Here is a 22,551-nt window from a genome sequence, read left to right as displayed (position 1 = left end):
ATACATTTTGTTTTAGATGTTATTTCACTTGGAATCTATAGCATTCTATTTTTAGGGGGCTGTTGGTCCAGACGAAAGGAACTGTGAATAAGACGCTTGTTTTTATAAAAATATAATCTGATACAGGATGTTGAGATATGACAAATTTTACAGAGATTACTGCAGCTGTGACCCAAAACAAAGGTGCAGATTTTGAACTCAGGCAACTTCAGATTCGTGAACCCAAAGATGATGAGGTTTTGGTAAAAATCGTAGCAACAGGTATGTGTCATACCGATTTAATTGTTAGAGATCAATATTATCCTGTTCCTTTACCAGCGGTATTAGGACATGAAGGGTCGGGAATTGTAGAAGCGATTGGTCCAAATGTGAAAGATTTAGCAATCGGTGATCATGTAGTTCTTAGTTATGGATATTGTGGGATTTGTGAGCAATGTGGCAGTGGGAATCCTGCATATTGTCAGGATTTTTTTGGTCGTAACTTTGGTGGCACTGATCCCGAAGGGAATTCTGCAATTTGTACACACGATCATCATAAAGTACATGACCATTTTTTTGGACAATCTTCATTTGCAACCTATGCGATCAGCCGTGAAAATAATGCAGTAAAAGTCACTCAAGATGTGCCTTTAGAATTATTGGGTCCATTGGGCTGTGGAATACAGACAGGCGCAGGTGCAGTCATAAATGCATTAGGTGTTAGACCTGCCTGCAGCTTTGTGACATGGGGCGCAGGTGCCGTTGGATTAAGTGCATTGCTTGCTGCAAAAGTATGTGGAGCAACTACGATCATTGCTGTCGATATTGTGGAGTCCCGTTTAACTCTTGCAAAAGAACTAGGGGCAACACATGTTATTAATAGTAAAGTTCAAGACCCCATTGAAGCAATTAAGGAAATTACGCAAGGTGGTGTTCAATTTGCATTAGAGTCTACAGGCCGTCCTGAAATTGTTAAACAAGGGGTTGATGCACTTGGGATTCTCGGTAAAATTGCAATTGTTGGTGCGCCACCATTAGGTGTAACTGCCGCTTTTGATGTAAATAATTTACTGATTGGAGGTAAATCAATCATAGGTGTTGTAGAAGGAAATAGTGTTGCTAAACGTTTTATTCCTGAACTGGTTGCATTATATCAACAGGGTAAATTTCCATTTGATAAACTAATCAAATTCTATGAGTTTAAAGATATTAATCAAGCAGCAATCGATAGCCAACAAGGTATAACACTTAAGCCAATTTTAAAGATTGGTTAAATTTCAAAGGTCATAGCATTTATTTGATATGACCATTTTAAATTCCTATAAACCAAACCATAATCAATTTTTTTAAATGGAATATCACTGTTTGAATAGTGATGGGACCAGATTTTTTAAATGTATTCCTAAAATCTATTAGACTCTTATGCGCTTATATTTCGATAGTATATCTGAGCGTACTTATGAATATAGAAAGTATCTATAATTTATAATAATTATTATTCATTTGATCTATATTTTTATAACTTCTAAGATTTATTCATAATATCGCAAGTAAGGAACTAAGGAATTTTACTATTTTTGACCTAAGATAGTTTTATTTAAATCATCTCCTCATGCACAGGCATTTCAACTTTTCCATCTAAAAAGTCTGCATACCATTGAAGCATAGATCGTCTTTTTCTGAGCCATTTAGCATGGTTATAAGTTGCTCTTGTTTTATCATTATCCGTATGTGATAACTGTTTTTCAATCCATCTATCATCACTACCTAATTCATTTAAATATGTCGATGCAGTAATTCTAGAATAAGAAGAAGTATTTGATACACTATATGTGAAAAATTTTAGAAGTCATGAACGCAAAAGTATAAGTAGTAGTTCCTAATTTTGAAGAATGTAGACAAGTCCGGAGTTTTCCACAAAGTCGATAAAACACTTTATAAATCTGCTACAATTGCGCCAATTTAAATTTTCTTTTTCGCCATTTGTTGTCACCTTTTGAAGTGTGTACAAATTGGTGTATAAATTGTAGATAAAATTCATGTTTAAAGACGAATTAACTAAGCAAGTAAAGGTTCGTAGGACTTTTGCCATCATTTCCCACCCCGATGCCGGTAAAACAACCATGACAGAGAAATTACTGTTATGGGGTAAAGCAATTCAGGTTGCAGGGATGGTAAAAAGCCGTAAATCTGACCGCGCAGCTACATCTGACTGGATGGAAATGGAAAAAGAGCGTGGAATTTCCATTACCACTTCTGTTATGCAGTTCCCTTATAAAGGTCACACTATTAACTTACTTGATACACCGGGACATGAAGACTTCTCTGAAGATACTTATCGTACCCTAACTGCAGTTGACTCTGCGTTAATGGTGATTGATGGTGCAAAAGGTGTCGAAGAACGTACCATCAAATTGATGGAAGTTTGTCGTATGCGTGACACTCCGATCATTTCATTTGTAAACAAGATGGACCGTGAGATTCGTGAACCACTTGAGTTGCTGGATGAAATTGAGAATGTCCTTAATATCCGCTGTGTACCAATTACATGGCCATTAGGGATGGGGCGTGATTTTGCTGGTGTATACAATATTCTTGAAAACAAATTGTATGTCTACAAAGCAGGCTTTGGTTCAACTATTACAGATATTGAAGTACGCGATGGCTATGATCATGCAGATATTCGTGAAAAAGTAGGTGAGTTGGCTTGGGCGTCTTTTGAAGAGTCACTTGAGCTCGTACAAATGGCGAATGAGCCTTTGGACCGCGAATTATTTTTACAAGGTAAACAAACTCCAGTTCTATTTGGTACAGCATTAGGTAACTTTGGTGTTGACCACGTGTTAGATGCATTTATGAATTGGGCACCAGAACCTAAAGCACATCCAACACAAGAGCGTGTTGTCGATGCTAAAGAAGAAGGTTTTTCTGGTTTCGTCTTTAAAATTCAAGCCAACATGGATCCGAAACACCGTGACCGTATTGCCTTTATGCGTATTTGCTCAGGTAAATATGAAAAAGGTTTGAAGATGAATCATGTACGTATTGGTAAAGATGTACGTATTAGTGATGCATTGACATTCCTTGCGGGTGAGCGTGAACATCTAGAAGAGGCGTGGCCAGGGGATATTATTGGTTTGCATAACCACGGCACAATTCAAATTGGTGATACTTTCACAAGTGGTGAAAATCTACATTTCACAGGTATTCCTCACTTCGCACCAGAGATGTTCCGTCGAGTGCGTTTGAAAGATCCATTAAAGTCAAAACAATTGCAAAAAGGTTTGAAAGAGTTGTCTGAAGAAGGTGCAACTCAGGTATTTATGCCACAAATTAGCAATGATTTGATTGTGGGCGCGGTTGGTGTGCTTCAGTTCGATGTGGTTGCTTACCGTCTGAAAGAAGAATACAAAGTTGACTGTGTGTATGAGCCTGTAAGTGTTAATACGGTTCGTTGGATTCATTGTGATGATGACAAGATTCTCAATGAATTTAAGAAAAAAGCACATGATCAGCTTTCTATCGATGGTGGTGGTCACTTAACTTATCTTGCGCCAAGTCGTGTCAACTTGCAGATTATGCAAGAGCGTTGGCCTGATATTCAGTTCCGTAACACACGTGAACACTAATCTTTAAGATTTGACAGACAGCTTCGAACAGAAGCTGTTTTGTTTTGAAAAATAAGAAAGGATGATGAAATGAATTTGAATAGAAAGACAGTTATTGCACTTTTAGTTGCGGTAATCATATTACTTTTAGCTATTTGCCTTTTTGTCTGGAAAAGCTCTCAACCTTCATCATCTTCTCAAATGAAATCGGCTTCTACCCAAAATCAAAATATAGAGAAAGCGGAAGTACTCCCATTTCTAAACTTACAACAAGTAAAAGCTGATTATGCTTTGCCATTTTGTGAGAAGAAAAATTGTATTGATGTCGATATTCAAACGATAAAGACTCAAGATGCATGGCTAAATGAATGGATTGCCAAAAGTCAGGCTAAAGTGATCCAAGACCAAATTGATTTGAAAAAAGACTTAAGTTTGCAGCAAGCCATTAATGCTTATGTTAAAAAGTCTGATGAATGGCAAGATAAATATTCAAAGAATCGGGCTTATGAATTGCATCTTCATACACGTATTGCATCGCAGCGTAACCAATATGTTTTATTACAATTAGGACTTGATACCAAGCAGGAAGAGCTCACGATTAAAGACCGTTATTACTTTTTTGTGGCCGACCGCAAACTGCATAAGAGCTTAACTTTGTTAGATGTTTTGAAAAAAGATCAACAAACTACTGTGCATCAAATGGTGCAGGTGGCCTATCAAGACTGGTTAAAAAAGCAGACTGCTGACATAAAGAAAGAAGCACCAAAAACTTTATATTGGGGGCAGGCAGATTGGTTCTTTGATGGTGAAGGGGTTGGCTTACATTATCAGGCAAACCAGATTACTAAAGAAGCTCCACAGCTCGATATTTATTTATCTAAAGAACAGACCAAAAAAATATTACAACCCGAGGTTTATGAACAAATGTTTTAAGATGGTAGCAGAATTTGCAACCTCTATTTATATGCGCTAATTTCTTAGAAAGGCATAGCGTAATCTCCTTAGAATAAAAGGCAAAATATGATGTTATCTTCTAAAGCTTCACTGCGATTAACTTTGCTTGCTTCTGCTATATTTCTGGCAGCATGCCAACCTAAAGCTGATCCTAAGGATTCTCAAGAGCAGCAGAAATCAACTGTTCAAGAACAAAAGCCAGTAGAGTTGACTTTGAAGGGTGAAACAACTCCTAGTAAGGTGGTTTTACCTGATTGTGATGGTAAAACTTGTCCAGAATTTACGGTAGAGCGCTTACAGAGTAATTTTCCTTTTATTGACAAAATTATAGATCAACAAATCTTAAGTACACTAAATCAAATTTTAGAAATTGCTGAACCTGATGCTAAGGGCACGCAAGCGGAACAAAAAGCAGAAGCTTCAGCCGTTGCGGGTGCAGAGCAAAAAAATAGCTTTGATGCACAGGTGCAGCGCTATGCAAATTCATTTATTGATCTAGATAATGAGTTAAAAGCTTTAAGTAGTAATCATCAGATTAATCTTTTAGTTAAACCTAAGATTTTGCAGGCTCAAGGTAAAGTTGTAACTGTAGTGCTTAATAGTAGTAGCTATTTAGGTGGGGCTCATGGCTCTGCTGCACAGCATTATTATAATTTTGATTTAAAAGAGCAAAAGCAAATTAAGCTTGAAGATTTATTACGTCCTCAGCAAAAAGCAGCTTTAGAGAAGTTAGCCCATGAAGCCTTTAAGACATGGGTGACGGACTCTAAATTAGCTGATAATGTTGCTGACTATGAACAAGCATGGCCATTTAAATTATCTAATAACTTCTTGTTGGGTGAGCAAGGTTTAATCCTTCAATACGGTGAGTATGAAATTGGACCATATGTGGTTGGACTTCCTCGATTAGTCATTCCTTATGACCAATTGCAAGATGTGTTGAAAGAAGAATATTTGCCACAGCCTAAAGCCAAACCAGCTTCGGCACCAGTTGCAAAAAGTGCTGGCTAATGCATTTGTTTGATACCCATACCCATTTCGATGTTGCCGATTTTGATGAAGATCGGCAGCAGTTAGCGTTTAATGCTAAAAAAGCTGGAGTTGATGCATTAGTCTTAATTGGGTTTGTACAGTCACGTTTTGATGAGTTGGTGCAGACTCATCATCAGTTAAAAAGTTGGGAAAGTGTGCCTACTTCTTATTTAGCACCAGGCTTACACCCGTTTTATATTGAGCAGCATCAACCCGAGCATTTGACTCATCTTGAACATATCTTGCAGCAAGAAAACTGCGTGGCTGTAGGTGAAATTGGCTTAGATACTTTCTTGAAAGAACATAAGCAGCCAGATGTATATACAAAGCAAAAACAATATTTTGCAGCTCAGTTAGAGATTGCAACCCAATACCAAAAACCAGTGTTACTCCACATTCGAAAAGCACACGGTGATGTGCTCGCTCTATTAAAAGCTCAAAAATTTAAATTTGGTGGAATTGCTCATGCCTTTAGTGGTGGGGTAGAAGAGGCAAAGGGTCTTATTAAGCTTGGTTTTAAAATTGGTGTGACGGGGCAGATCACCAACCCGAATGCGAAAAAACTTCATACGGTTGTGCAGGCTATAGGTGCAGAGCACTTGGTGATTGAAACAGATTGTCCAGATATGACACCGCTTTGCTGTCAAACCTCAACAGAACAGCGGACTCGTAATACCCCCGTCAATTTGCCTTACGTTCTACAAAGTTTGGCTGAGAATTTAAATATGCCAGAGCCAGATTTGGCTGAGTTGCTGTGGAAAAACTCTCTCACTACATTGAAATTATCGTAATAAAAATCAAAGATTAAAAATATTAACTAAAACAAAACACAGTGATTAAAAAAGAAGCTTAAAGTAAGAAAACAACATGTAAAAACGTGAAAAATAACATTGCCAGACGTGGGAGGATAACCCAATGGCTAAGTATAGCAATATCAATAGTTTTAATGCTTTACAGACGCTAACAGTAGGTTCCAGCAATTATCAGATTTTTAGCTTAGCCCAAGCAGAGAAAACGCTAGGGGATATTGCCAAACTGCCGAAATCTTTAAAAGTATTATTGGAAAACTTATTACGGTTTGAAGATCAGCATAGCGTTAAAACGGAACACATCCATGCTTTAGCAGAATGGCTAAAAACCCGCACCTCAGATCAAGAAATTCAATATCGACCTGCAAGGGTTTTAATGCAAGATTTTACGGGTGTGCCTGCAGTGGTTGATTTAGCTGCAATGCGAGCAGCGATGGCGCAAGCGGGTGGCGACCCTGAAAAAATTAATCCCTTATCTCCTGTAGACTTAGTCATTGATCACTCTGTCATGGTCGACTATTTTGCCGATGATCAAGCTTTCGAAGAAAACGTACAAATCGAGATGCAGCGTAATGGTGAGCGATATCAATTTTTACGTTGGGGACAGTCTGCATTTAATAACTTTAGTGTAGTGCCACCGGGTACGGGAATTTGTCATCAGGTTAATTTAGAATATTTGGCTCAAGCGGTGTGGTTAGGCGAGGACAACGGACAAACCTTTGCTTTTCCAGATACTTTAGTGGGTACAGACTCACATACCACCATGATTAATGGTTTAGGTGTATTGGGTTGGGGTGTAGGGGGAATTGAGGCTGAAGCTGCTATGCTGGGCCAACCTATCTCAATGCTGATTCCTGAAGTCATTGGTTTTAAATTGACAGGAAAACTACCAGAAGGGATTACGGCAACTGATTTGGTGCTGACTATTACTCAAATGCTCCGTCAAAAAGGAGTTGTGGGGAAATTTGTAGAGTTCTATGGAGATGGTTTAGCCGATTTACCACTGGCTGACCGAGCGACCATTGCCAACATGGCACCAGAGTATGGTGCGACTTGTGGTTTCTTCCCGATTGATGAAGTGACTTTGGGTTATTTGAAATTAACTGGTCGTCAAAGTGATCGTATTGAACTAGTCGAAGCGTATAGCAAAGCGCAAGGTTTATGGCGTAATTCGGGTGATGAACCTGTTTTCACCGATACTTTAAGTCTTGATATGAGTACAGTTCAGGCAAGTCTAGCTGGCCCAAAACGTCCACAAGATCGAGTGCTTTTATCAGAGGTGCCGAAAACCTTTAATGCGCTGATGGAGTTAACTTTAAAACCAGCCAAAGAAGCTAAAGAGCGTTTAGAAAATGAAGGTGGTGGCGGTACTGCTGTCGAGGCAAAAAAAGCAAATATCCAACATGAAAGTCCTTCTTGCGTGATTGAAGGAAAAACTTATCCATTAAATCATGGTGATGTTGTTATTTCGGCAATCACCTCTTGTACCAATACTTCTAACCCAAGTGTAATGCTAGCAGCAGGTTTACTTGCTAAAAAAGCGATTGAAAAAGGTTTGCAGCGTAAACCGTGGGTGAAAAGCTCTCTTGCACCAGGTTCTAAAGTCGTGACTGACTATTTGCTGGCTGCTGGACTTACGCCGTATTTAGATGAGTTGGGCTATAACTTGGTGGGATATGGTTGTACAACTTGTATTGGTAACTCAGGTCCACTACCGGAGCCAGTGGAAGATGCAATTCAATGCCATGACTTGAATGTTGCATCAGTACTTTCTGGTAACCGTAACTTTGAAGGACGCGTACATCCATTAGTTAAAACAAACTGGCTTGCTTCGCCACCTTTGGTAGTGGCATATGGTTTAGTTGGTAATATTCGTACCGATTTGACTACGCAACCTATTGGGCAAGGTAAAGATGGACAACCTGTCTATTTAAAAGATATCTGGCCAAGTCAGGCAGAGATTGATGCTGTCTTACAGAAAGTAAATACAGAGATGTTCCATAAAGAATATGCTGCGGTGTTTGATGGTGATGAAAGCTGGCAATCCATTCAGATTCCGAAAAGTAAAACTTATGAATGGGCGGATGATTCGACTTATATCCGCCATCCGCCGTTCTTTGAAGGTATTGGTGAGCCTCCCAAACCAATTAAAAATATTGAACAGGCACGTATTTTGGCAGTGCTTGGTGACTCGGTAACAACTGACCATATTTCACCGGCAGGTAATATCAAAAAAGACAGCCCAGCAGGTCGATATTTGCAAGAGCAAGGTGTTGAACCAAAAGACTTTAACTCTTATGGTTCTCGACGCGGTAATCATGAAGTCATGATGCGAGGTACTTTTGCCAATATTCGTATTAAAAATGAGATGCTAGGTGGTGAAGAGGGTGGTAATACTATTCATGTGCCAAGTGGTGAAAAGCTCGCTATTTATGATGCAGCAATGCGTTACCAACAAGAACATACACCGCTTGTGATTATTGCTGGTAAAGAATACGGAACAGGATCTTCACGTGACTGGGCTGCCAAAGGAACAAACTTGTTAGGTGTCAAAGCTGTCATTGCTGAAAGTTTTGAGCGTATTCACCGTTCAAACTTGGTAGGTATGGGAGTGTTGCCATTACAGTTTATTGATGGACAAACTCGACAATCTCTCAACTTAAATGGTCATGAGGTGATATCAATTCGAGGTTTGTCTGATGGCGTTCAGCCTCATCAAATTCTTGAGGTTGATGTGAAAGGGCCAAATGGGGTAGCCAGTCATTTTAATGTGTTATGTCGAATTGATACGTTAAATGAGGTTGAGTACTTTAAGGCAGGTGGTATTTTGCATTATGTACTTCGGAATTTGATTGCTTCATAAATTGGCTAAGCTTGTACAGTCTTGTAATGAATATGAATGAGCTAATGTTGGGGATATAGCCATATCCTTACTTTTTAAGGATAAAAAGTAACAAAAATCCTTTGTCGGGCTGACGGTATGTCCTTATACCGCAGCCCAACTGGGCGGCATCCATGCCGCCTGTCACACTAGTAATCAATAGTTTAAATCTTAAGCCGTATAATTTGATTAATAATCATAAGACTTGTCGTGAGTTTAAATATTACAGTCTCAAGTTTTCTTTGATCTAAAATACACTTTCTTCTGAAAAGCAGTAAAATACTCTCCGTGTTTTATATCCCCAAAGAGCAGCAATGACCGATCTCCAACAAGATGAATATGACCGCCGTTTTGCCGGTGTAGCCAAAGTTTATGGTGATTCATCGTTCCAGCATTATGAAAAAAGTCATGTGATGGTGATTGGTATTGGTGGTGTTGGTAGTTGGGCGGTAGAAGCTTTAGCACGTACAGGTATTGGTGAGTTGACTCTGGTGGATATGGATGTGGTTGCGGCATCAAATGTGAACCGTCAGTTACCTGCGATGACATCAACTCTGGGCTGTGAAAAAATTGAGATTATGGCGGAGCGTTGTCGCCAAATTAACCCACGTATTAAAGTTAATATTATTGATGACTTCTTAACACCTGAGAATGTCACAGAACTTTTAAATCCTGTACCCGATATTATCTTGGATTGTATTGATGACGTTAAAGCAAAACTGGCTTTAATGCTTCATTGTCGTTTTAATAAAATTCCTTTAATTGTGTCGGGCGGAGCAGGTGGTAAGCTCGATCCACTTAAAATCCGCGTAGCTGATTTATCAAAAACAGAACAAGATCCGATGTTAGCGAAGCTACGTAGTCAACTTCGTGCTCGCGGCATCTGTAAAAAGCCAAAAGAGAAATTTGGTATTACCTGTATTTACTCAATCGATAATCCATTTTCAAGTGCAGATGTTTGCCCATCAGCGGGCTTACGTTGTGGTGGCTATGGGTCAGCGGTAGTGGTGACTTCAAGCTTTGCGATGATTGCTGTGGCTGAAGTTTTGAAAAAGCTTGATTTAAAGAAAGCCTAATTTAAATATTGAAAAGGCATGTGCTTATGTGAGTGCATGCCTTTTTATTTTTGAGAGAAACTATTTAATCGTACAGCTCTATGTTGTCTTGCTGGGGTTGTGTGGGTAACTGCTGATCATAAAATTTAAAGCACCATAAAATTAGAACAACAACGGTGAAAATGACAAACCCTTTTAAATACTTCATGAATAATTCAATCAAGTGAATGGTCTTAATAAAATTCTAGCGAAGGCTATCTATCTAATCTAATATAGAAAATAGACCTAATGATCTAATTTTGAGATGGTTATGCTTACATTAAAACAATTCCAATATTTTATAAAAATTGTTGAAGAAGGGAGCTTTACCGCTGCTTCAGAGAAACTATTTATTGCTCAGTCTGCTTTAAGTCGGCAAATGAAGCTATTAGAGGAAGAAATTGATTTTCAGTTATTTCATCGTACTGATAAGAAAGTAAAACTCACGGCGGCAGGAGAAGTCTTCTATAAAAAAATAAAAGATAATATGCATTATTTAAATGAGATCATTGGAGTTTCTAAGAATATTGCAGAAGGAAAAAATCGCCAGATTAAAATTGCTCACTCGAGCAGTATTGTTATGGATAATAAAAAGGTTCAGATATTAAAAGAAATTAGCTTAAAGCAAAAAATTAACTTTGAGATAAACACGTTGTCATCTGAGCATCAAATTTTGGCTTTACTGAATGGGGAGATTGATATTGGTTTAATTAGACCGCCAGTTCGGCATACACTAGATGACGTCAATGTTATTAAATTATATGAAGAACCTTTAATGGTGGCCGTGCACATTGATCATGCTAAATTTGCAAATAAAGAGAAGGTCGAAGTCAAAGATTTAAAAGAAGAATACTTTGTTTCTACACCCCATTCTAAAAGAGGTGGATTAAGCTATTTGGTCTCAAATCTATGTTTAGCCGCAGGATTTACCCCACAAAAAGCTCCAATTCAGTCGCGTAAGATTTCACAGTTACAACTTGTAGCTGCAAATGTTGGTGTAAGTATTGTGCCTAAAGAATTTCAGCAGATCTTGCCTGCTCAGGTAAAACTATTGCCTTTAACCGATCAGCTATCACTTTCGGAAGTAGTTTTGGTTTATAGAAAAGATCATGATGAAATAATTCAACATTGTGCCGAACGCATTCATCAAATTTTTCAATTTTAGGAAATTGATTAGGCAGCTAATCTATAATAAGTATAAGTAACATTATCGTCTTTATAGACATCATAACTACTTTGTTTGAAGTCAGAAACCCACTCACTTCCTGTATACCCAGCGATATGCCCATAAACATGGTTGCGGGTTCGGTGAATAATGTAAATGTCACCTTCTTGAGGTTCGTCGAAGGCTGGATCAATTTGTTTATAGCCAATCTTTTTGAGGGTATCGCCCCAATCTGAAGCTGCGATTGGGTGGTTTTCAACATTAGCACCAGCAGATTCGAGTGCAAGACGGATACTACGTGCGCATCTAGCTTTACTGCGTCTAGAAGTAACGCTTTCTAATTTTTCTACAAACTTTTCTACATCGATGGGTGGGTTGGTTGAAGTTTGAGTTTGATGATTATTGGGTTTCATGGTGAAAGGATAAGGAAGGCTTGGTGCGCTGTGCGATACAACAATGGCTGCCTGATTTGAATCCTGATACATGTAATTATCAGCTACTTGTCCGTCATAAATAATCATCGTGAAATCTCTACCGTGCTACCCATATCCATATTAAAAAAATCACCACCTACCTGTGGCGTTCAGAGATACTAATAGGCGTATCTTAAAAGTTTTGTGTATGTTATGTAATAACGTATCTTTTTTCCAGAGGTGTCTGCCTTGGAGCGAAAATCTACTTAGTAAAAGAGGTGGTCAAAAATAGTGAAATTTAAATTATTGATATCATTGTAAATAAATAACTAATCAGAGCTTAAATTTGAATATTTTGTTCCAACATTTGCGAATATACTCAAAATCTAAGTCTCTGATTTAAAATGCCACATTTTCTTACAATTTAAGAAGTCGTTGTCAACTTAAACCTGCTGCTCTTTTACATACTCTTCAGTGCGAATCATAGCTGCTCGCATGTTCTGAATTGCATTTTCAACATCAGCTAAAGTTTTTGCGTTTCCGCCACTTAGCGCCTGACGCCATTTACGAGCACCCGGTAAGTTTTGGAATAAACCTAAAATATGACGTGTAATGATTGAAAGGGGGGCACCTTCAGCCATGCGTTGCTCAATATAAGGCAGCATTTGTTCCATAATATCGAATCGATCTGGTGCTTCTAAATTCCAAAGTTGGCCGAGCTCAGCAAGTAGGTAAGGGTTATGGTAGGCTTCACGGCCAATCATGACACCATCAACATGTTGTAAATGAGCTTGAGTTTCGGCAAAAGTTTTAATTCCGCCGTTAATTTCAATGGTTAGGTGCGGACGTTCTTGCTTTAAGCGGTATACATCTTCGTAGCGTAAAGGGGGAACTTCTCGATTTTCTTTTGGAGACAAACCTTTCAAAATAGCAATACGGGCATGCACAACGAAATACGTACAACCAGTTGCAGCGACAGTATCTACGAAATGTAGCATTTCTTCGTAAGACTGCATGTCATCAATACCGATACGGTGCTTTACCGTTACCGGAATATTTACTGCCTTTTGCATGCTGTGAATACACTCAGCAACCAAGTCTGGCTCTGCCATTAAACATGCACCGATTTTATTGTTCTGTACGCGGTCACTTGGGCAGCCTACATTCAGGTTGACTTCGTCGTAGCCCCAGTCTTCAGCCATTTTTGTGCAGGTTGCAAGCTCTTGTGGGTTTGAACCGCCAAGTTGTAATACGATCGGGTGTTCTTGAGCATTGTAGTCTAAATGACGTTTTGCATCGCCAAATAGAATCGCACCTGTAGTCACCATTTCTGTATAGAGCACAACGTTTGGGTTAAACAAGCGTGCAAAGAATCGGTAGTCCTTTGTAGTCCAGTCCATCATAGGTGCGACAGAAATACGAGGTTGTAACGATTGAAGTGGTTGCATAGCCAATAGACCCAAAAGTCGCTAAATTAATCAAAGGGCAGCATTATACGGGGTTTAGCCTTGAATCGACAGTGGCATTTAACCGAGTAATTTATAACCACCCTTATGTTGAATATAGAAAGATGATTTATAACAATTTACTTTATGAGTGAGCGAGCTGCTTTTTTTTGTAAGAAAGCATCAATGACACTAAATAAAATACAAAGCAGAACAAGAGCTACACCTGCAACACATGTCATAGTCCACCCGCCATGATTCCAAGCAAAAATCCCTAAGGCAGAGCCACCAGCTCCTCCAATAAAATAAGTGGTCATATAGATGGCATTAATACGAGATTTAGCATCTGGACGTAAACGGAAAATAATGCTCTGGTTGCTGGTATGAACGAGCGCGAGTGCTAATTGAATTAAAGCAAAGCCAATAACATAACTAGAAAGGAGGGTTTGTCCGAAATAGAAACAAAGCCAGCTCACCAAAAACAGCCCACAACCCATCCACGTAAGTAATCGTGTGTAGCCTTGGTCGGCATATTTACCAATATAGCGTGTTGATAATGCCCCAAAGATACCGACTAGTGGGACTAGTCCGATAAATAGATCGGGCAAATGATGTGCCGAAGTCAAAAGTAAGGCGATGGTGGAATACAAAATACTTACTGCGGCAAAGGCGAAAGCACCTGTAAGCGCTCTTAATAATAGTCGCTTTTCCTCTTTTAAGAGTTGAGCCATGGAAACAAATATTTGTCCATAGTTCATTTTCATACGCAAGACATAAGGTAGACGGCTTTTTAAGGTAAATGCCAACAGAAGCATTAATACGCCGCTGACGACATAGACTACTTTCCAGTGGAAAAGGTTGGAAAATAAGCCAGCTAGACTGGTAGAGAGTAAAATCCCGACCAATAAGCCACTCATTAAAAAACCAATGATCTCGCCAGTTTTTTCGGGTTTTACGGTCATTGTGGCAAGTGGGATGAGGACTTGGGCAGCAACAGAAAACAATCCCGCTAAAATTGTACCAATCCACAACATGGGTAAGTTCACCGCAAAAGCAGATGTAAATAGACCAACAGCGCAAAGCACCATCAAAAACGGAATAGCTTTGGCTTTATTGACAATATCACCCAATGGGACAATAAAGAGTAAACCGAGAGCATAAGACACCTGAGCAAATGTCACTGTTAAAGCGGCTTGTGCTTGAGTTACAGCAAACTCTTGCTGGATAGAGTGAATTAGAGGCTGACAATAATAATTCACACCTGCACATAAACCGCATGCTGCTGCCATCAACCAAAGCAAAGGTTTATTTTGACTGATATCTTCAGGGGTAGACATGACGTTCTCTCAGTTTTATTGGGTGTATGCCGTTGCTTCAACTTCAATAAGCATGTGTTCTAGTGCAAGGCGCGGCACAGGAATAAGTGTACAGGCAGGAAAAGAATGATTTTTCCATAAATTTTGCATAATTTTAATCAAAATTTGATGTTTTTCGACCGAGTGGTCAACAACTAAAACTCTCAATACAGCAATATTGCTAAGCTCTGCATTGGCTGCTTTTAAAGCATGTTGAATATTATCAAAAACTTGGTTCGCTTGTTCTTCAAAACTTGGGTTTAATTCACCTTGGGAATTTTCGCCTCCTTGACCTGCTACATGAATAATATTCTTAAAGCTTTCCACTACAGCAACATGACTATAAGCATTTGGCGTTGGGTTATATAAAGTTGATGGATTTATGATTTTAAAAGTTTCTTGATTCATTGGAACTCAACCGTTTATTAAAATTTAGATGAGTATCCAACCTCAACTTAAGTTGAGGTCAAGAGAATTTAATGTTTTAGTCTTTTCTTTCTGAGAGTAATCATCATGACACCGACAATATTAAGAAGGCAGCCGACCCATTGCCACATATTGAGATGTTCATTTAAAAAAGCAACGGCAAGCAAAATCGTTAAAACTGGTCCAATTGAAGCAATCATTGCAGATTGAGAGGCACCTAATCGCTCAATGCTTTGCATGAGCATAACGGTGGGTAAAACGGTAACTAAAAAGCCTAAGCCAATGCCATACCAAATTACACTAGAGGGGAGTTGTAATAGAAGTTGAATAGGTTGAGGTGTGCTTAGTGCGTAATGAGTTAATGTCCCGATACAAGCCACAGTTAAGGCTAACCCTGTGAAATTCCAAGAGCCAAATTTCTTAATGAGAGGTGGCGTCAGCAACAAATAGCCGGCGAAAGCTACGGCACTTGCAAATACGAAACTTGTCCCTAACCAGAAGTTGCCCTGAATTGGTGCGTTGTTGTGCTCCTGAAGCATAACCAGCACGGTTCCACCATAACTAAGAAAAATGGCAAAGAAACTTTTTACATCTAATTTTTGTTTGTAGAGTAAGCTTGATACGATGACTGTAAGCGTGGGATATAAAAATAGAATAATTCGTTCTAAAGAGGCACTAATAAACATGAGGCCCATGAAATCGAGCCAACTTGCAAAGTAGTAGCCTAATAGACCGGCAAAAATTAAAATTAGCCAATCCTTCTTTTTTATGCCCTGATTATGATGCCTGTTAAACCAGCAAATTAATAGAAAGAACGGTAAAGCGCTTAACATGCGTAAAGCCATCAGGACCGTACCGTCTACTAATGGAGAAAGGGCATAAGTCTGTTTAATAAAGATTGCTTTTGTACTGAATAAAAACGCAGAGCAAAGAGCAAAAAAAGACCCGATTTGAAACGAAGATAAAGAAATTTTCATATACAGGACTGTATAAGAGAGACTATTGTCTGCAAAAAAAGAAAAATCCTCCTATATTACACCTCTAAATAAATATCGTGAATCATCAGTTCAAAATATGGGTATTTATTAAATAAATAGTGGGTGGTATTTTAAAAAAGTTCAATTAGAATCCAAATTCTGTACAAAGAATACACATGGGGGAAACATTGCAGCTTGCAATGTTTTTGACAATGAGAAATTAGCTTGAGGAACGCTCATGCAGATCGGAATCCCAACCGAAACTGTCGTCGGTGAAAATCGTGTAGCTGCTACGCCAGAGACAGTAAAGAAGTTGATTAGCGCTGGTCATAGCGTTGTGATTGAACGTGGTGCTGGTGTAAAGGCTGCGTACATTGACAGTGCTTATGAACAGGTCGGTGCAACCATTACGGATGATGCCTATACGGGTAGTCAAATTATTTTGAAAGTTCGCGCACCACAGGGCACGGAAATTCAGAAACTTGCAGCAAATACCGCTGTTGTAGCAATGTTTGATCCTTATCGTAACACCGAGTTAGATCAGTTTGCGAATCAACAAGTGTCTGCTTTTGCTTTAGAACTGCTTCCTCGTACGCTTTCTCGTGCACAAAACATGGATGTGTTGTCTTCTCAAGCAAACTTAGCTGGCTATAAGTCAGTTTTACTTGCTGCTGCTGAATATCAACGCATGTTCCCAATGCTTATGACTGCTGCGGGTACTGTAAAGCCTGCGCGTGTTGTAATCATGGGTGTTGGGGTTGCTGGTCTTCAAGCGATTGCAACTGCAAAACGTTTAGGTGCAATTGTTGAAGCGACAGACTTACGTCCTACAGCTAAAGATCAAGTTGAGTCTTTAGGTGGTAAGTGGTTAGACGTCCCAATGTCTGAAGAAGAGCAACAACGTGCAGCAGATGCCGCTAAAAATGGTTATGGATGGATGCCGGGTGAGCAATACATCAAAGACCAAGCTGCGATTGTAGATAAAGCTGTTTCTAATGCTGACATCGTGATTACTACTGCATTATTACCAGGTCGTGATGCGCCGCGTTTAATTAAAGCTGAAACTGTTGCCAAGATGAAACCAGGCTCTGTCATTTTAGATATGGCTGTTGAAACTGGTGGTAACGTTGAAGGTTCTAAAGTTGGTGAGACTGTGTTTACAGAAAATGGCGTGAAAATTTTGGGTGTTCCAAATATTCCGGCGACTGTGGCAACAGAAGCTTCTGCATTGTATGCGCGTAACGTTTTTAATTTCGTAGAGACCTTATTCGACAAAGAGAAAAACTTTGCGATTAATCAGGAAGACGAAATCCAAAAAGCCCTATTGGTCACTCATGGCGGTCAAGTACTGCTTAAGCGTGGTTAAGGAGATTTCTCATGGTTGAAACTATTACAATTTTCGTCCTTGCCATCTTCGTAGGTTATTACGTGGTTTGGGGGGTTACGCCAGCTTTGCATACACCACTTATGGCAGTAACCAATGCGTTGTCATCTATTATTGTGGTAGGTGCGATGTTGCAAACTGTAGGTCTGCCAGTTTTAGGTGTAGATGCTAACGTTGCATTTCAAAGTGTGAATGTGGTGAGCGTACTCGGTGCGATTGCAGTATTTTTGGCAAGCATTAATATTTTCGGTGGCTTTGCAGTAACTGCACGCATGCTGGAAATGTTCAAGCCTAAGCAAAAGAAATAAGAGGGCTTTGACATGGAATTTATTCAAGCAAATGCAAACTGGTTGTACCTTGTTGGCGCAATCCTCTTTATCTTGACGCTTCGTGGCTTATCTGGCCCTAAAACAGCAATTCAAGGTAACCGTTACGGTATGATCGCGATGGCGATTGCAGTTGTAACGACCTTCTTTGTTGCGAATAACCCAGTCATTTGGATGATCGTTGGGGCAATGGTGTTAGGTGCAATCGTGGGTATTGCGCGTGCACGTACAGTGCCAATGACTCAAATGCCAGAAACTGTTGCGCTTATGCACTCATTGGTGGGTTTGGCTGCTGTATTAATTGCGATTGCTGCAATTTTACATAACAATCAATTAACTGCATTGTTTGCTCAGAATGAGGCGGCTTTGACTGCAGCTGGCGTACAACATGCACACATGAGCAAGGTTCATTTATTTGAATTGTTTGTGGGTTGTTTCGTTGGTGCGATTACCTTTACTGCATCTGTGTTTGCATACGGTAAATTGGCTGCAAAAAAATGGGCTAAAACAATTTCTGGCGCATGGGTTAAACCTGTTCAAGCACTTATCTTTGTTGCGATGTTGGCTTGTGGTTTCTACTTCTTTACAACTGGCAACATGACTGCTTTCTGGGCAATGACAGCACTTGCACTTGCATTTGGTTGGGTTTGGATTGCACCAGTGGGTGGTGGTGATATGCCTGTAGTGGTATCGCTTCTTAACTCATTCTCTGGTTGGGCAGCGGCAGGTATTGGTTTTACTCTTGAAAACAACATGTTGATCGTTGCAGGTTCGCTTGTAGGTTCATCTGGTGCGATTCTGTCGTACATCATGTGTAAAGCAATGAACCGTTCGATCATCAATGTATTGTTTGGTGGAGCAATGGGTGGTGCAGCAGTTGCATCTGCAGATAAAGGTGAACAAGTTCAACGTAACTACCGTTCAGGTTCTGCTGATGATGCTGGCTTCTTAATGTCAAATGCGGACAGCGTTGTGATTGTACCGGGTTATGGTATGGCGCAAGGTCGTGCACAAAATGCTGTAAAAGAGTTGTGTGAGCTTTTGAAAGAGCAAGGTGTTCGCGTTCGTTTTGCAATTCATCCAGTTGCAGGTCGTATGCCTGGTCATATGAATGTACTACTTGCTGAAGCAGACGTAGCATATGAAGACATTTTGGAAATGGATGAGATCAACTCAGACTTCCCTGCAACAGACGTAGTACTTGTAATTGGTGCAAACGACGTTGTAAACCCAGCTGCAAAAGATGACCCAAGCTCACCGATTTATGGTATGCCAATTCTTGAGGCTCATAAAGCGCGTACAATCATGGTGATTAAGCGTTCTATGGCAACTGGTTATGCTGGTCTAGACAACGATTTGTTCTATAATGAAAAAACAATGATGATCTTTGGTGATGCTAAGAAAGTTGTTGAAGATATGACAAAAGCAATTAATGGTACAGGCCACTAAGTTGCTTTGAAATAAAAAAACCACCTTCGGGTGGTTTTTTATTTGAGCTGGTTTTTTAAAGAAATTTTTCTACAAGATCCATCGATTGTTGATACAGGTCACGTGCCAGTTGCTGATTTTTAGCATGTGATGATTTCCAGTCTGGCATATGTGCACTCACATATTCACCATTACGGTTCTGCCATGCATCTCCAGTTGCCATTTCTGTAATGAGTTTTGCTGGAACTGAGGTTGGGACCAAGCCTAATTTCATCGCTGCATAAACTGGTTTTGGTAATTCACGATAAATATCAGAAGCAACACCACCCGGGTGTAATGCATTATTGGTAATTGAACTTCCAGCTAACTGTTCTGCTAATGCATTGCTGAAGAGCAAATTCGCAAGCTTTGATTGGCCATAATAGAACAGGGGATTGTAAAAACCTTCTGCACGAAATTTATTGGGTTTAATTGAGCCAACCCAGTGAGCAATAGATGCAAGATGGATAATGCGCGCTTTAGGAGATTGTTTTAAAACTGGGAGTAATTTTTGAGTAAGTAAAAAATGACCTAAATAGTTAACCCCAAATTGTTGCTCAAAGCCTTCATTGGTCAATTGTTTGGTTTTGGCAAATAAGCCTGCATTATTAATGAGTACGTCAAGGCTGCCATAGCGATCAGCAATTTCATCTGCTGCTTTTTGGGTTAACTCAAGGCTGTTTAAATCGAGAGAAACGACATCGACTTGTCCTTGGTTAAGTGAGCTTAGTTTGTTTTGTGCCTCTTGCGCTTTCTGAGGATTTCGACATGCCAAAATCACATGTTGCCCTTGTTTAACGAGTTGTTCTGCTGTCGCGAAACCTATGCCCGTATTAGCACCTGTAATTAATATCTTCACTTTCTGTACTCCGGTTATGCTATTTATTGGTGGGGACTTCAAGAATTTGTATAGTGCTGCAAAATTGACAATTTGTCATGTCAAAATTAGTTGTAAGTGATGATTGGTGCTTTGGGGATAGGGCTGCGTATTTGAATGTAATTAAAATTGATGTTAGATAAATAAAAAAAGCGGCTCAAAAGAGCCGCTTTTTTTAAAAGCAAAATTTTAAGCAACCGACTCTGGAGCGGTACGCCATAAGCTTTCTAAATCATAGAATTTACGAGCTGTTGGTAGCATTACGTGTACTACAACAAAGCCGAGATCAATTAAGATCCATTCTGCATCTCGTTCACCTTCAACGCCAATCGGGCGGAAACCGGCTTTTCGAGCTTCTTCTGCAACATTGTCAGCAAGTGCTTTGACATGGCGAGTAGAAGTACCACTTGCAATTACAATAGCATCAGCGACATTGCTAATTGAGCTAACATCTAACTGGAGAATATCTTTTGCTTTTACATCAACTAAAGCGTCGTGGACGACTTTGAGACAAGCTTGTACGTCTTTATTTGAGGTGTTCATTGCGAAATCGTGAGAATTAGACACGCTGGGCGATGGTTCTAAATTCATATAGGGTATATTTTCCTGACAATTACTCACTATCTAATATAGTGGTTTTCGCACTAAATTTCAAACAGAAGTCGTAACAGTTTATATATTTACATCATCAGAAAAGTATTTTTTCTTCCATGTAAACGACTGATTTGAACCATTTTCAGGTTTATATTCCGCTGCAATATAGTTCTGATATGAACTTTGCTTTAACCAAGAAAAAATTTGTTCATAAGGAATTTGAGCTGTATCAGGCTCATGGCGGCCCGGGCAATCTGCAAATTGAATATGTCCAATTAAGTTAATATTCTCTTGCAAACCCTCAAGTACATCTTCACCCATCATGGCCATGTGATAGCAGTCATATTGCATTTTGAGGGCAGGGTGGTTGACCGCTTCGAGCATTTCTTGGCCCTGCGCAATGTTCTGCACCAAAAAGCGAGGCATATCCGTGCCATTAATCATTTCAAAAACGGGTTCTATATCATGTTCACTGAGTAAGTTGCAGGCAAGTTTTAAATTGGCTGCTAGTGTTTTTAAACAAGGAAGTAAGTCAGCATCTAGTGGTTGCTTACCCGCCAAAATATTAACACGAGGAACGTTTAAAGCCGTGGCATACCTAATAGCCAATTCTAATGCCTCATGGAAAGCTGTTTCTTGGCCAGGAATGCCTGCTAAACCGTTTCCGCCTTGCATAAGATCACCTGCAGGCACATTAATTAAACAAAGGCTGAGGTTGTAGCGTTCGAGTTGAGTTTGAATATCTGCAATAGACAATTCATAAGGAAATTGAATTTCGACATATTCAAAGCCCTGAGCATGGGCCAGAGCAAAGCGTTCAATTAAAGGAACTTCGGTAAAAATCATGGATAAATTGATTGCAAGACGACCCATACTCAAACTCCGTTTATTTTTGCTCTATTAATTGAATCATAGTAGCTAAATCTTTCTCGGCAAAGCCATTTTTTTGGTGAGTTTGTAGCTGTAATAGAGCTTTTTGTGCAACTGGGATATCTAAATTAACATTGTTAGCCAATGTTACTGCGTTGTTAAGATCCTTTGATAATGTTTGAACTTTCCACTGAACAGGTTCAAAGGTATGAGTTGCCATACGTGGGGTGAGAATTTGAAAAGGTTTTGAATCTGCAAATCCACCTGCTAAGGCTGGAGCGAGCAAAGTGGTATCTACACCAGCTCGGTCTGCTAGTGCAACAGCTTCTGCAATAAGAGCACTGTTGGCTGCAACAATGAGTTGATTGCAGATTTTGGTGGCTTGGCCAGTTCCTGTATCTCCCATTCGTGTCACACGTTGAGATAAAACATTATAAACAGGCGTTAATTCTGTAATAGTCTGAGCATCACCGCCTGCAAAAATAACAAGTGTGCCTTGTTCGGCACCAGCGGTTCCACCCGATACAGGTGAGTCAATCCAAGTAACATCATGCGCGGCAGCAGCTTGAGCAAGCGTTTTTGTTGCAGCAACAGATAAGCTCGAGAAATCAACAATTACCTGTTTAGCTTTTAAGTTCGGCTGAATTTGTTCAAATACAGCTTGTACAGCTTTGTCATCTGCTAGACAGGTCAAAATAATTGGATACTCGCCAATATCTGAAAGTTCTAAAGGCTGTGCGTCGATATCAATCAGTTCTTCACATGCAGAAGGGGTTCGATTCCAAACCGCAACTTGAAAACCTGCCTGAATAAGGCGAGTTGCCATGCGGCTCCCCATAAGCCCTATACCTAAAAAAGCAATAGGGGTGTTGCGATCAAAATTCATAATCTAAGC

General features: G+C 39.6%; 21 protein-coding genes and 2 pseudogenes. 12 read left to right on the top strand and 11 right to left on the bottom strand.

Features of this window, described 5'->3' with window-relative positions; genetic code table 11:
• Positions 1-87 (top strand): GlyGly-CTERM sorting domain-containing protein, encoded by an 87-nt coding sequence (locus J690_RS24725; RefSeq protein ID WP_119026756.1) that lies wholly within the window; start codon positions 1-3, stop codon positions 85-87.
• Between the two features lie 50 nt (positions 88-137).
• On the top strand, positions 138-1,253 hold the full coding sequence (locus J690_RS08230) for an NAD(P)-dependent alcohol dehydrogenase (protein ID WP_032035290.1): 1,116 nt from the start codon (positions 138-140) through the stop codon (positions 1,251-1,253).
• Positions 1,254-1,576: 323 nt separating this feature from the next.
• Here the strand turns inward: J690_RS08230 and J690_RS24720 are convergent.
• A pseudogene (locus J690_RS24720) lies at positions 1,577-1,780 on the bottom strand (tyrosine-type recombinase/integrase); the annotation flags it as partial.
• A 238-nt stretch (positions 1,781-2,018) separates the two neighbouring features.
• Here J690_RS24720 and J690_RS08225 point away from each other — a divergent pair.
• The 6 genes from J690_RS08225 to J690_RS08200 all read left to right on the top strand — a co-directional run bounded on the left by J690_RS08225 (position 2,019) and on the right by J690_RS08200 (position 10,339).
• Complete coding sequence (locus J690_RS08225; RefSeq protein WP_032035289.1) at positions 2,019-3,608, top strand: peptide chain release factor 3; 1,590 nt, start codon at positions 2,019-2,021, stop codon at positions 3,606-3,608.
• A 69-nt stretch (positions 3,609-3,677) separates the two neighbouring features.
• Positions 3,678-4,520: a hypothetical protein gene (locus J690_RS08220; protein ID WP_032035288.1), complete on the top strand. Its 843-nt coding sequence runs from the start codon at positions 3,678-3,680 to the stop codon at positions 4,518-4,520.
• A gap of 90 nt (positions 4,521-4,610) precedes the next feature.
• Positions 4,611-5,552 (top strand): RsiV family protein, encoded by a 942-nt coding sequence (locus tag J690_RS08215; RefSeq protein WP_032035287.1) that lies wholly within the window; start codon positions 4,611-4,613, stop codon positions 5,550-5,552.
• Positions 5,552-6,364 carry a TatD family hydrolase gene (locus J690_RS08210; RefSeq protein WP_032035286.1) on the top strand — a complete coding sequence of 271 codons (813 nt, stop codon included), beginning with the start codon at positions 5,552-5,554 and terminating at the stop codon, positions 6,362-6,364. Before J690_RS08215 ends, J690_RS08210 begins: the two co-directional genes overlap by 1 nt.
• A 124-nt stretch (positions 6,365-6,488) precedes the next feature.
• Positions 6,489-9,245, top strand: coding sequence for an aconitate hydratase AcnA (gene acnA, locus J690_RS08205; protein WP_032035285.1), 2,757 nt, complete (start codon positions 6,489-6,491; stop codon positions 9,243-9,245).
• 332 nt (positions 9,246-9,577) lie between these two features.
• Positions 9,578-10,339 (top strand): tRNA threonylcarbamoyladenosine dehydratase, encoded by a 762-nt coding sequence (locus J690_RS08200; RefSeq protein ID WP_032035284.1) that lies wholly within the window; start codon positions 9,578-9,580, stop codon positions 10,337-10,339.
• 64 nt (positions 10,340-10,403) lie between these two features.
• Here J690_RS08200 and J690_RS23705 read toward each other — a convergent pair whose 3' ends face one another.
• On the bottom strand, positions 10,404-10,526 hold the full coding sequence (locus J690_RS23705) for a hypothetical protein (protein ID WP_002117232.1): 123 nt from the start codon (positions 10,524-10,526) through the stop codon (positions 10,404-10,406).
• Positions 10,527-10,622: 96 nt separating this feature from the next.
• Here J690_RS23705 and J690_RS08195 point away from each other — a divergent pair, with 96 nt between their 5' ends.
• Positions 10,623-11,522, top strand: a complete 900-nt coding sequence (locus tag J690_RS08195; protein ID WP_081405103.1) for a LysR family transcriptional regulator — start codon at positions 10,623-10,625, stop codon at positions 11,520-11,522.
• An 8-nt stretch (positions 11,523-11,530) separates the two neighbouring features.
• Here the strand turns inward: J690_RS08195 and J690_RS08190 are convergent, their stop codons facing one another.
• The 5 genes and pseudogenes from J690_RS08190 to J690_RS08170 all read right to left on the bottom strand — a co-directional run bounded on the left by J690_RS08190 (position 11,531) and on the right by J690_RS08170 (position 16,138).
• Positions 11,531-12,043, bottom strand: a complete 513-nt coding sequence (locus J690_RS08190) for a hypothetical protein (RefSeq protein WP_017482054.1) — start codon at positions 12,041-12,043, stop codon at positions 11,531-11,533.
• Positions 12,044-12,378: 335 nt separating this feature from the next.
• Positions 12,379-13,383 carry a tRNA dihydrouridine(20/20a) synthase DusA gene (dusA, locus tag J690_RS08185; protein WP_032035282.1) on the bottom strand — a complete coding sequence of 335 codons (1,005 nt, stop codon included), beginning with the start codon at positions 13,381-13,383 and terminating at the stop codon, positions 12,379-12,381.
• 142 nt (positions 13,384-13,525) lie between these two features.
• Positions 13,526-14,717, bottom strand: a pseudogene (locus J690_RS08180) (MFS transporter).
• Positions 14,718-14,732: 15 nt separating this feature from the next.
• A complete protein-coding gene (locus tag J690_RS08175) occupies positions 14,733-15,143 on the bottom strand; it encodes a RidA family protein (RefSeq protein WP_032035280.1) in 411 nt (136 codons plus the stop codon).
• A 68-nt stretch (positions 15,144-15,211) separates the two neighbouring features.
• On the bottom strand, positions 15,212-16,138 hold the full coding sequence (locus J690_RS08170) for a DMT family transporter (protein ID WP_032035279.1): 927 nt from the start codon (positions 16,136-16,138) through the stop codon (positions 15,212-15,214).
• Between the two features lie 238 nt (positions 16,139-16,376).
• Between J690_RS08170 and J690_RS08165 the strand changes: the two genes are divergently transcribed.
• The 3 genes from J690_RS08165 to J690_RS08155 are packed head-to-tail and all read left to right on the top strand — an operon-like array spanning position 16,377 to position 19,297.
• Complete coding sequence (locus J690_RS08165) at positions 16,377-17,504, top strand: Re/Si-specific NAD(P)(+) transhydrogenase subunit alpha (RefSeq protein ID WP_014208383.1); 1,128 nt, start codon at positions 16,377-16,379, stop codon at positions 17,502-17,504.
• Between the two features lie 11 nt (positions 17,505-17,515).
• Positions 17,516-17,830, top strand: coding sequence for a proton-translocating transhydrogenase family protein (locus J690_RS08160; RefSeq protein WP_000230434.1), 315 nt, complete (start codon positions 17,516-17,518; stop codon positions 17,828-17,830).
• Between the two features lie 12 nt (positions 17,831-17,842).
• Positions 17,843-19,297, top strand: coding sequence for an NAD(P)(+) transhydrogenase (Re/Si-specific) subunit beta (locus J690_RS08155; protein ID WP_032007079.1), 1,455 nt, complete (start codon positions 17,843-17,845; stop codon positions 19,295-19,297).
• Between the two features lie 55 nt (positions 19,298-19,352).
• Here J690_RS08155 and J690_RS08150 read toward each other — a convergent pair whose 3' ends face one another.
• The 4 genes from J690_RS08150 to J690_RS08135 all read right to left on the bottom strand — a co-directional run bounded on the left by J690_RS08150 (position 19,353) and on the right by J690_RS08135 (position 22,542).
• Positions 19,353-20,174, bottom strand: coding sequence for an SDR family NAD(P)-dependent oxidoreductase (locus J690_RS08150; RefSeq protein WP_032035278.1), 822 nt, complete (start codon positions 20,172-20,174; stop codon positions 19,353-19,355).
• A gap of 207 nt (positions 20,175-20,381) precedes the next feature.
• On the bottom strand, positions 20,382-20,783 hold the full coding sequence (gene rsfS, locus J690_RS08145; RefSeq protein WP_001047580.1) for a ribosome silencing factor: 402 nt from the start codon (positions 20,781-20,783) through the stop codon (positions 20,382-20,384).
• Between the two features lie 81 nt (positions 20,784-20,864).
• Positions 20,865-21,659: a hydroxypyruvate isomerase family protein gene (locus J690_RS08140; protein ID WP_032035277.1), complete on the bottom strand. Its 795-nt coding sequence runs from the start codon at positions 21,657-21,659 to the stop codon at positions 20,865-20,867.
• Positions 21,660-21,672: 13 nt separating this feature from the next.
• The gene (locus J690_RS08135) at positions 21,673-22,542 is read right to left on the bottom strand and encodes an NAD(P)-dependent oxidoreductase (protein ID WP_032035276.1); all 870 of its coding nucleotides are present in this window, start codon (positions 22,540-22,542) and stop codon (positions 21,673-21,675) included.
• Positions 22,543-22,551 lie beyond the last annotated feature (9 nt).

The sequence above is a fragment of the Acinetobacter sp. 742879 genome (assembly GCF_000588535.1).
GTDB lineage: Bacteria > Pseudomonadota > Gammaproteobacteria > Pseudomonadales > Moraxellaceae > Acinetobacter > Acinetobacter pittii.
The sequence above is the reverse complement of the archived record's forward strand: the minus strand, read 5'-3'. Positions and strand labels throughout refer to the sequence as shown.

Excerpts from the sequence above, each read along its gene's own strand:
- J690_RS08175 (WP_032035280.1), bottom strand. The coding sequence starts at position 15,143 with ATGAATCAAGAAACTTTTAAAATCATAAATCCATCAACTTTATATAAC.
- J690_RS08135 (WP_032035276.1), bottom strand. The coding sequence starts at position 22,542 with ATGAATTTTGATCGCAACACCCCTATTGCTTTTTTAGGTATAGGGCTT.
- J690_RS08225 (WP_032035289.1), top strand. The coding sequence starts at position 2,019 with ATGTTTAAAGACGAATTAACTAAGCAAGTAAAGGTTCGTAGGACTTTT.
- J690_RS08165 (WP_014208383.1), top strand. The coding sequence starts at position 16,377 with ATGCAGATCGGAATCCCAACCGAAACTGTCGTCGGTGAAAATCGTGTA.
- J690_RS08200 (WP_032035284.1), top strand. The coding sequence starts at position 9,578 with ATGACCGATCTCCAACAAGATGAATATGACCGCCGTTTTGCCGGTGTA.
- J690_RS08160 (WP_000230434.1), top strand. The coding sequence starts at position 17,516 with ATGGTTGAAACTATTACAATTTTCGTCCTTGCCATCTTCGTAGGTTAT.
- J690_RS08195 (WP_081405103.1), top strand. The coding sequence starts at position 10,623 with ATGGTTATGCTTACATTAAAACAATTCCAATATTTTATAAAAATTGTT.
- J690_RS08140 (WP_032035277.1), bottom strand. The coding sequence starts at position 21,659 with ATGGGTCGTCTTGCAATCAATTTATCCATGATTTTTACCGAAGTTCCT.
- acnA (WP_032035285.1), top strand. The coding sequence starts at position 6,489 with ATGGCTAAGTATAGCAATATCAATAGTTTTAATGCTTTACAGACGCTA.
- J690_RS08170 (WP_032035279.1), bottom strand. The coding sequence starts at position 16,138 with ATGAAAATTTCTTTATCTTCGTTTCAAATCGGGTCTTTTTTTGCTCTT.
- J690_RS08230 (WP_032035290.1), top strand. The coding sequence starts at position 138 with ATGACAAATTTTACAGAGATTACTGCAGCTGTGACCCAAAACAAAGGT.
- J690_RS23705 (WP_002117232.1), bottom strand. The coding sequence starts at position 10,526 with ATGAAGTATTTAAAAGGGTTTGTCATTTTCACCGTTGTTGTTCTAATT.
- rsfS (WP_001047580.1), bottom strand. The coding sequence starts at position 20,783 with ATGAATTTAGAACCATCGCCCAGCGTGTCTAATTCTCACGATTTCGCA.
- J690_RS08190 (WP_017482054.1), bottom strand. The coding sequence starts at position 12,043 with ATGATTATTTATGACGGACAAGTAGCTGATAATTACATGTATCAGGAT.
- J690_RS08220 (WP_032035288.1), top strand. The coding sequence starts at position 3,678 with ATGAATTTGAATAGAAAGACAGTTATTGCACTTTTAGTTGCGGTAATC.
- J690_RS08210 (WP_032035286.1), top strand. The coding sequence starts at position 5,552 with ATGCATTTGTTTGATACCCATACCCATTTCGATGTTGCCGATTTTGAT.
- dusA (WP_032035282.1), bottom strand. The coding sequence starts at position 13,383 with ATGCAACCACTTCAATCGTTACAACCTCGTATTTCTGTCGCACCTATG.
- J690_RS08155 (WP_032007079.1), top strand. The coding sequence starts at position 17,843 with ATGGAATTTATTCAAGCAAATGCAAACTGGTTGTACCTTGTTGGCGCA.
- J690_RS08215 (WP_032035287.1), top strand. The coding sequence starts at position 4,611 with ATGTTATCTTCTAAAGCTTCACTGCGATTAACTTTGCTTGCTTCTGCT.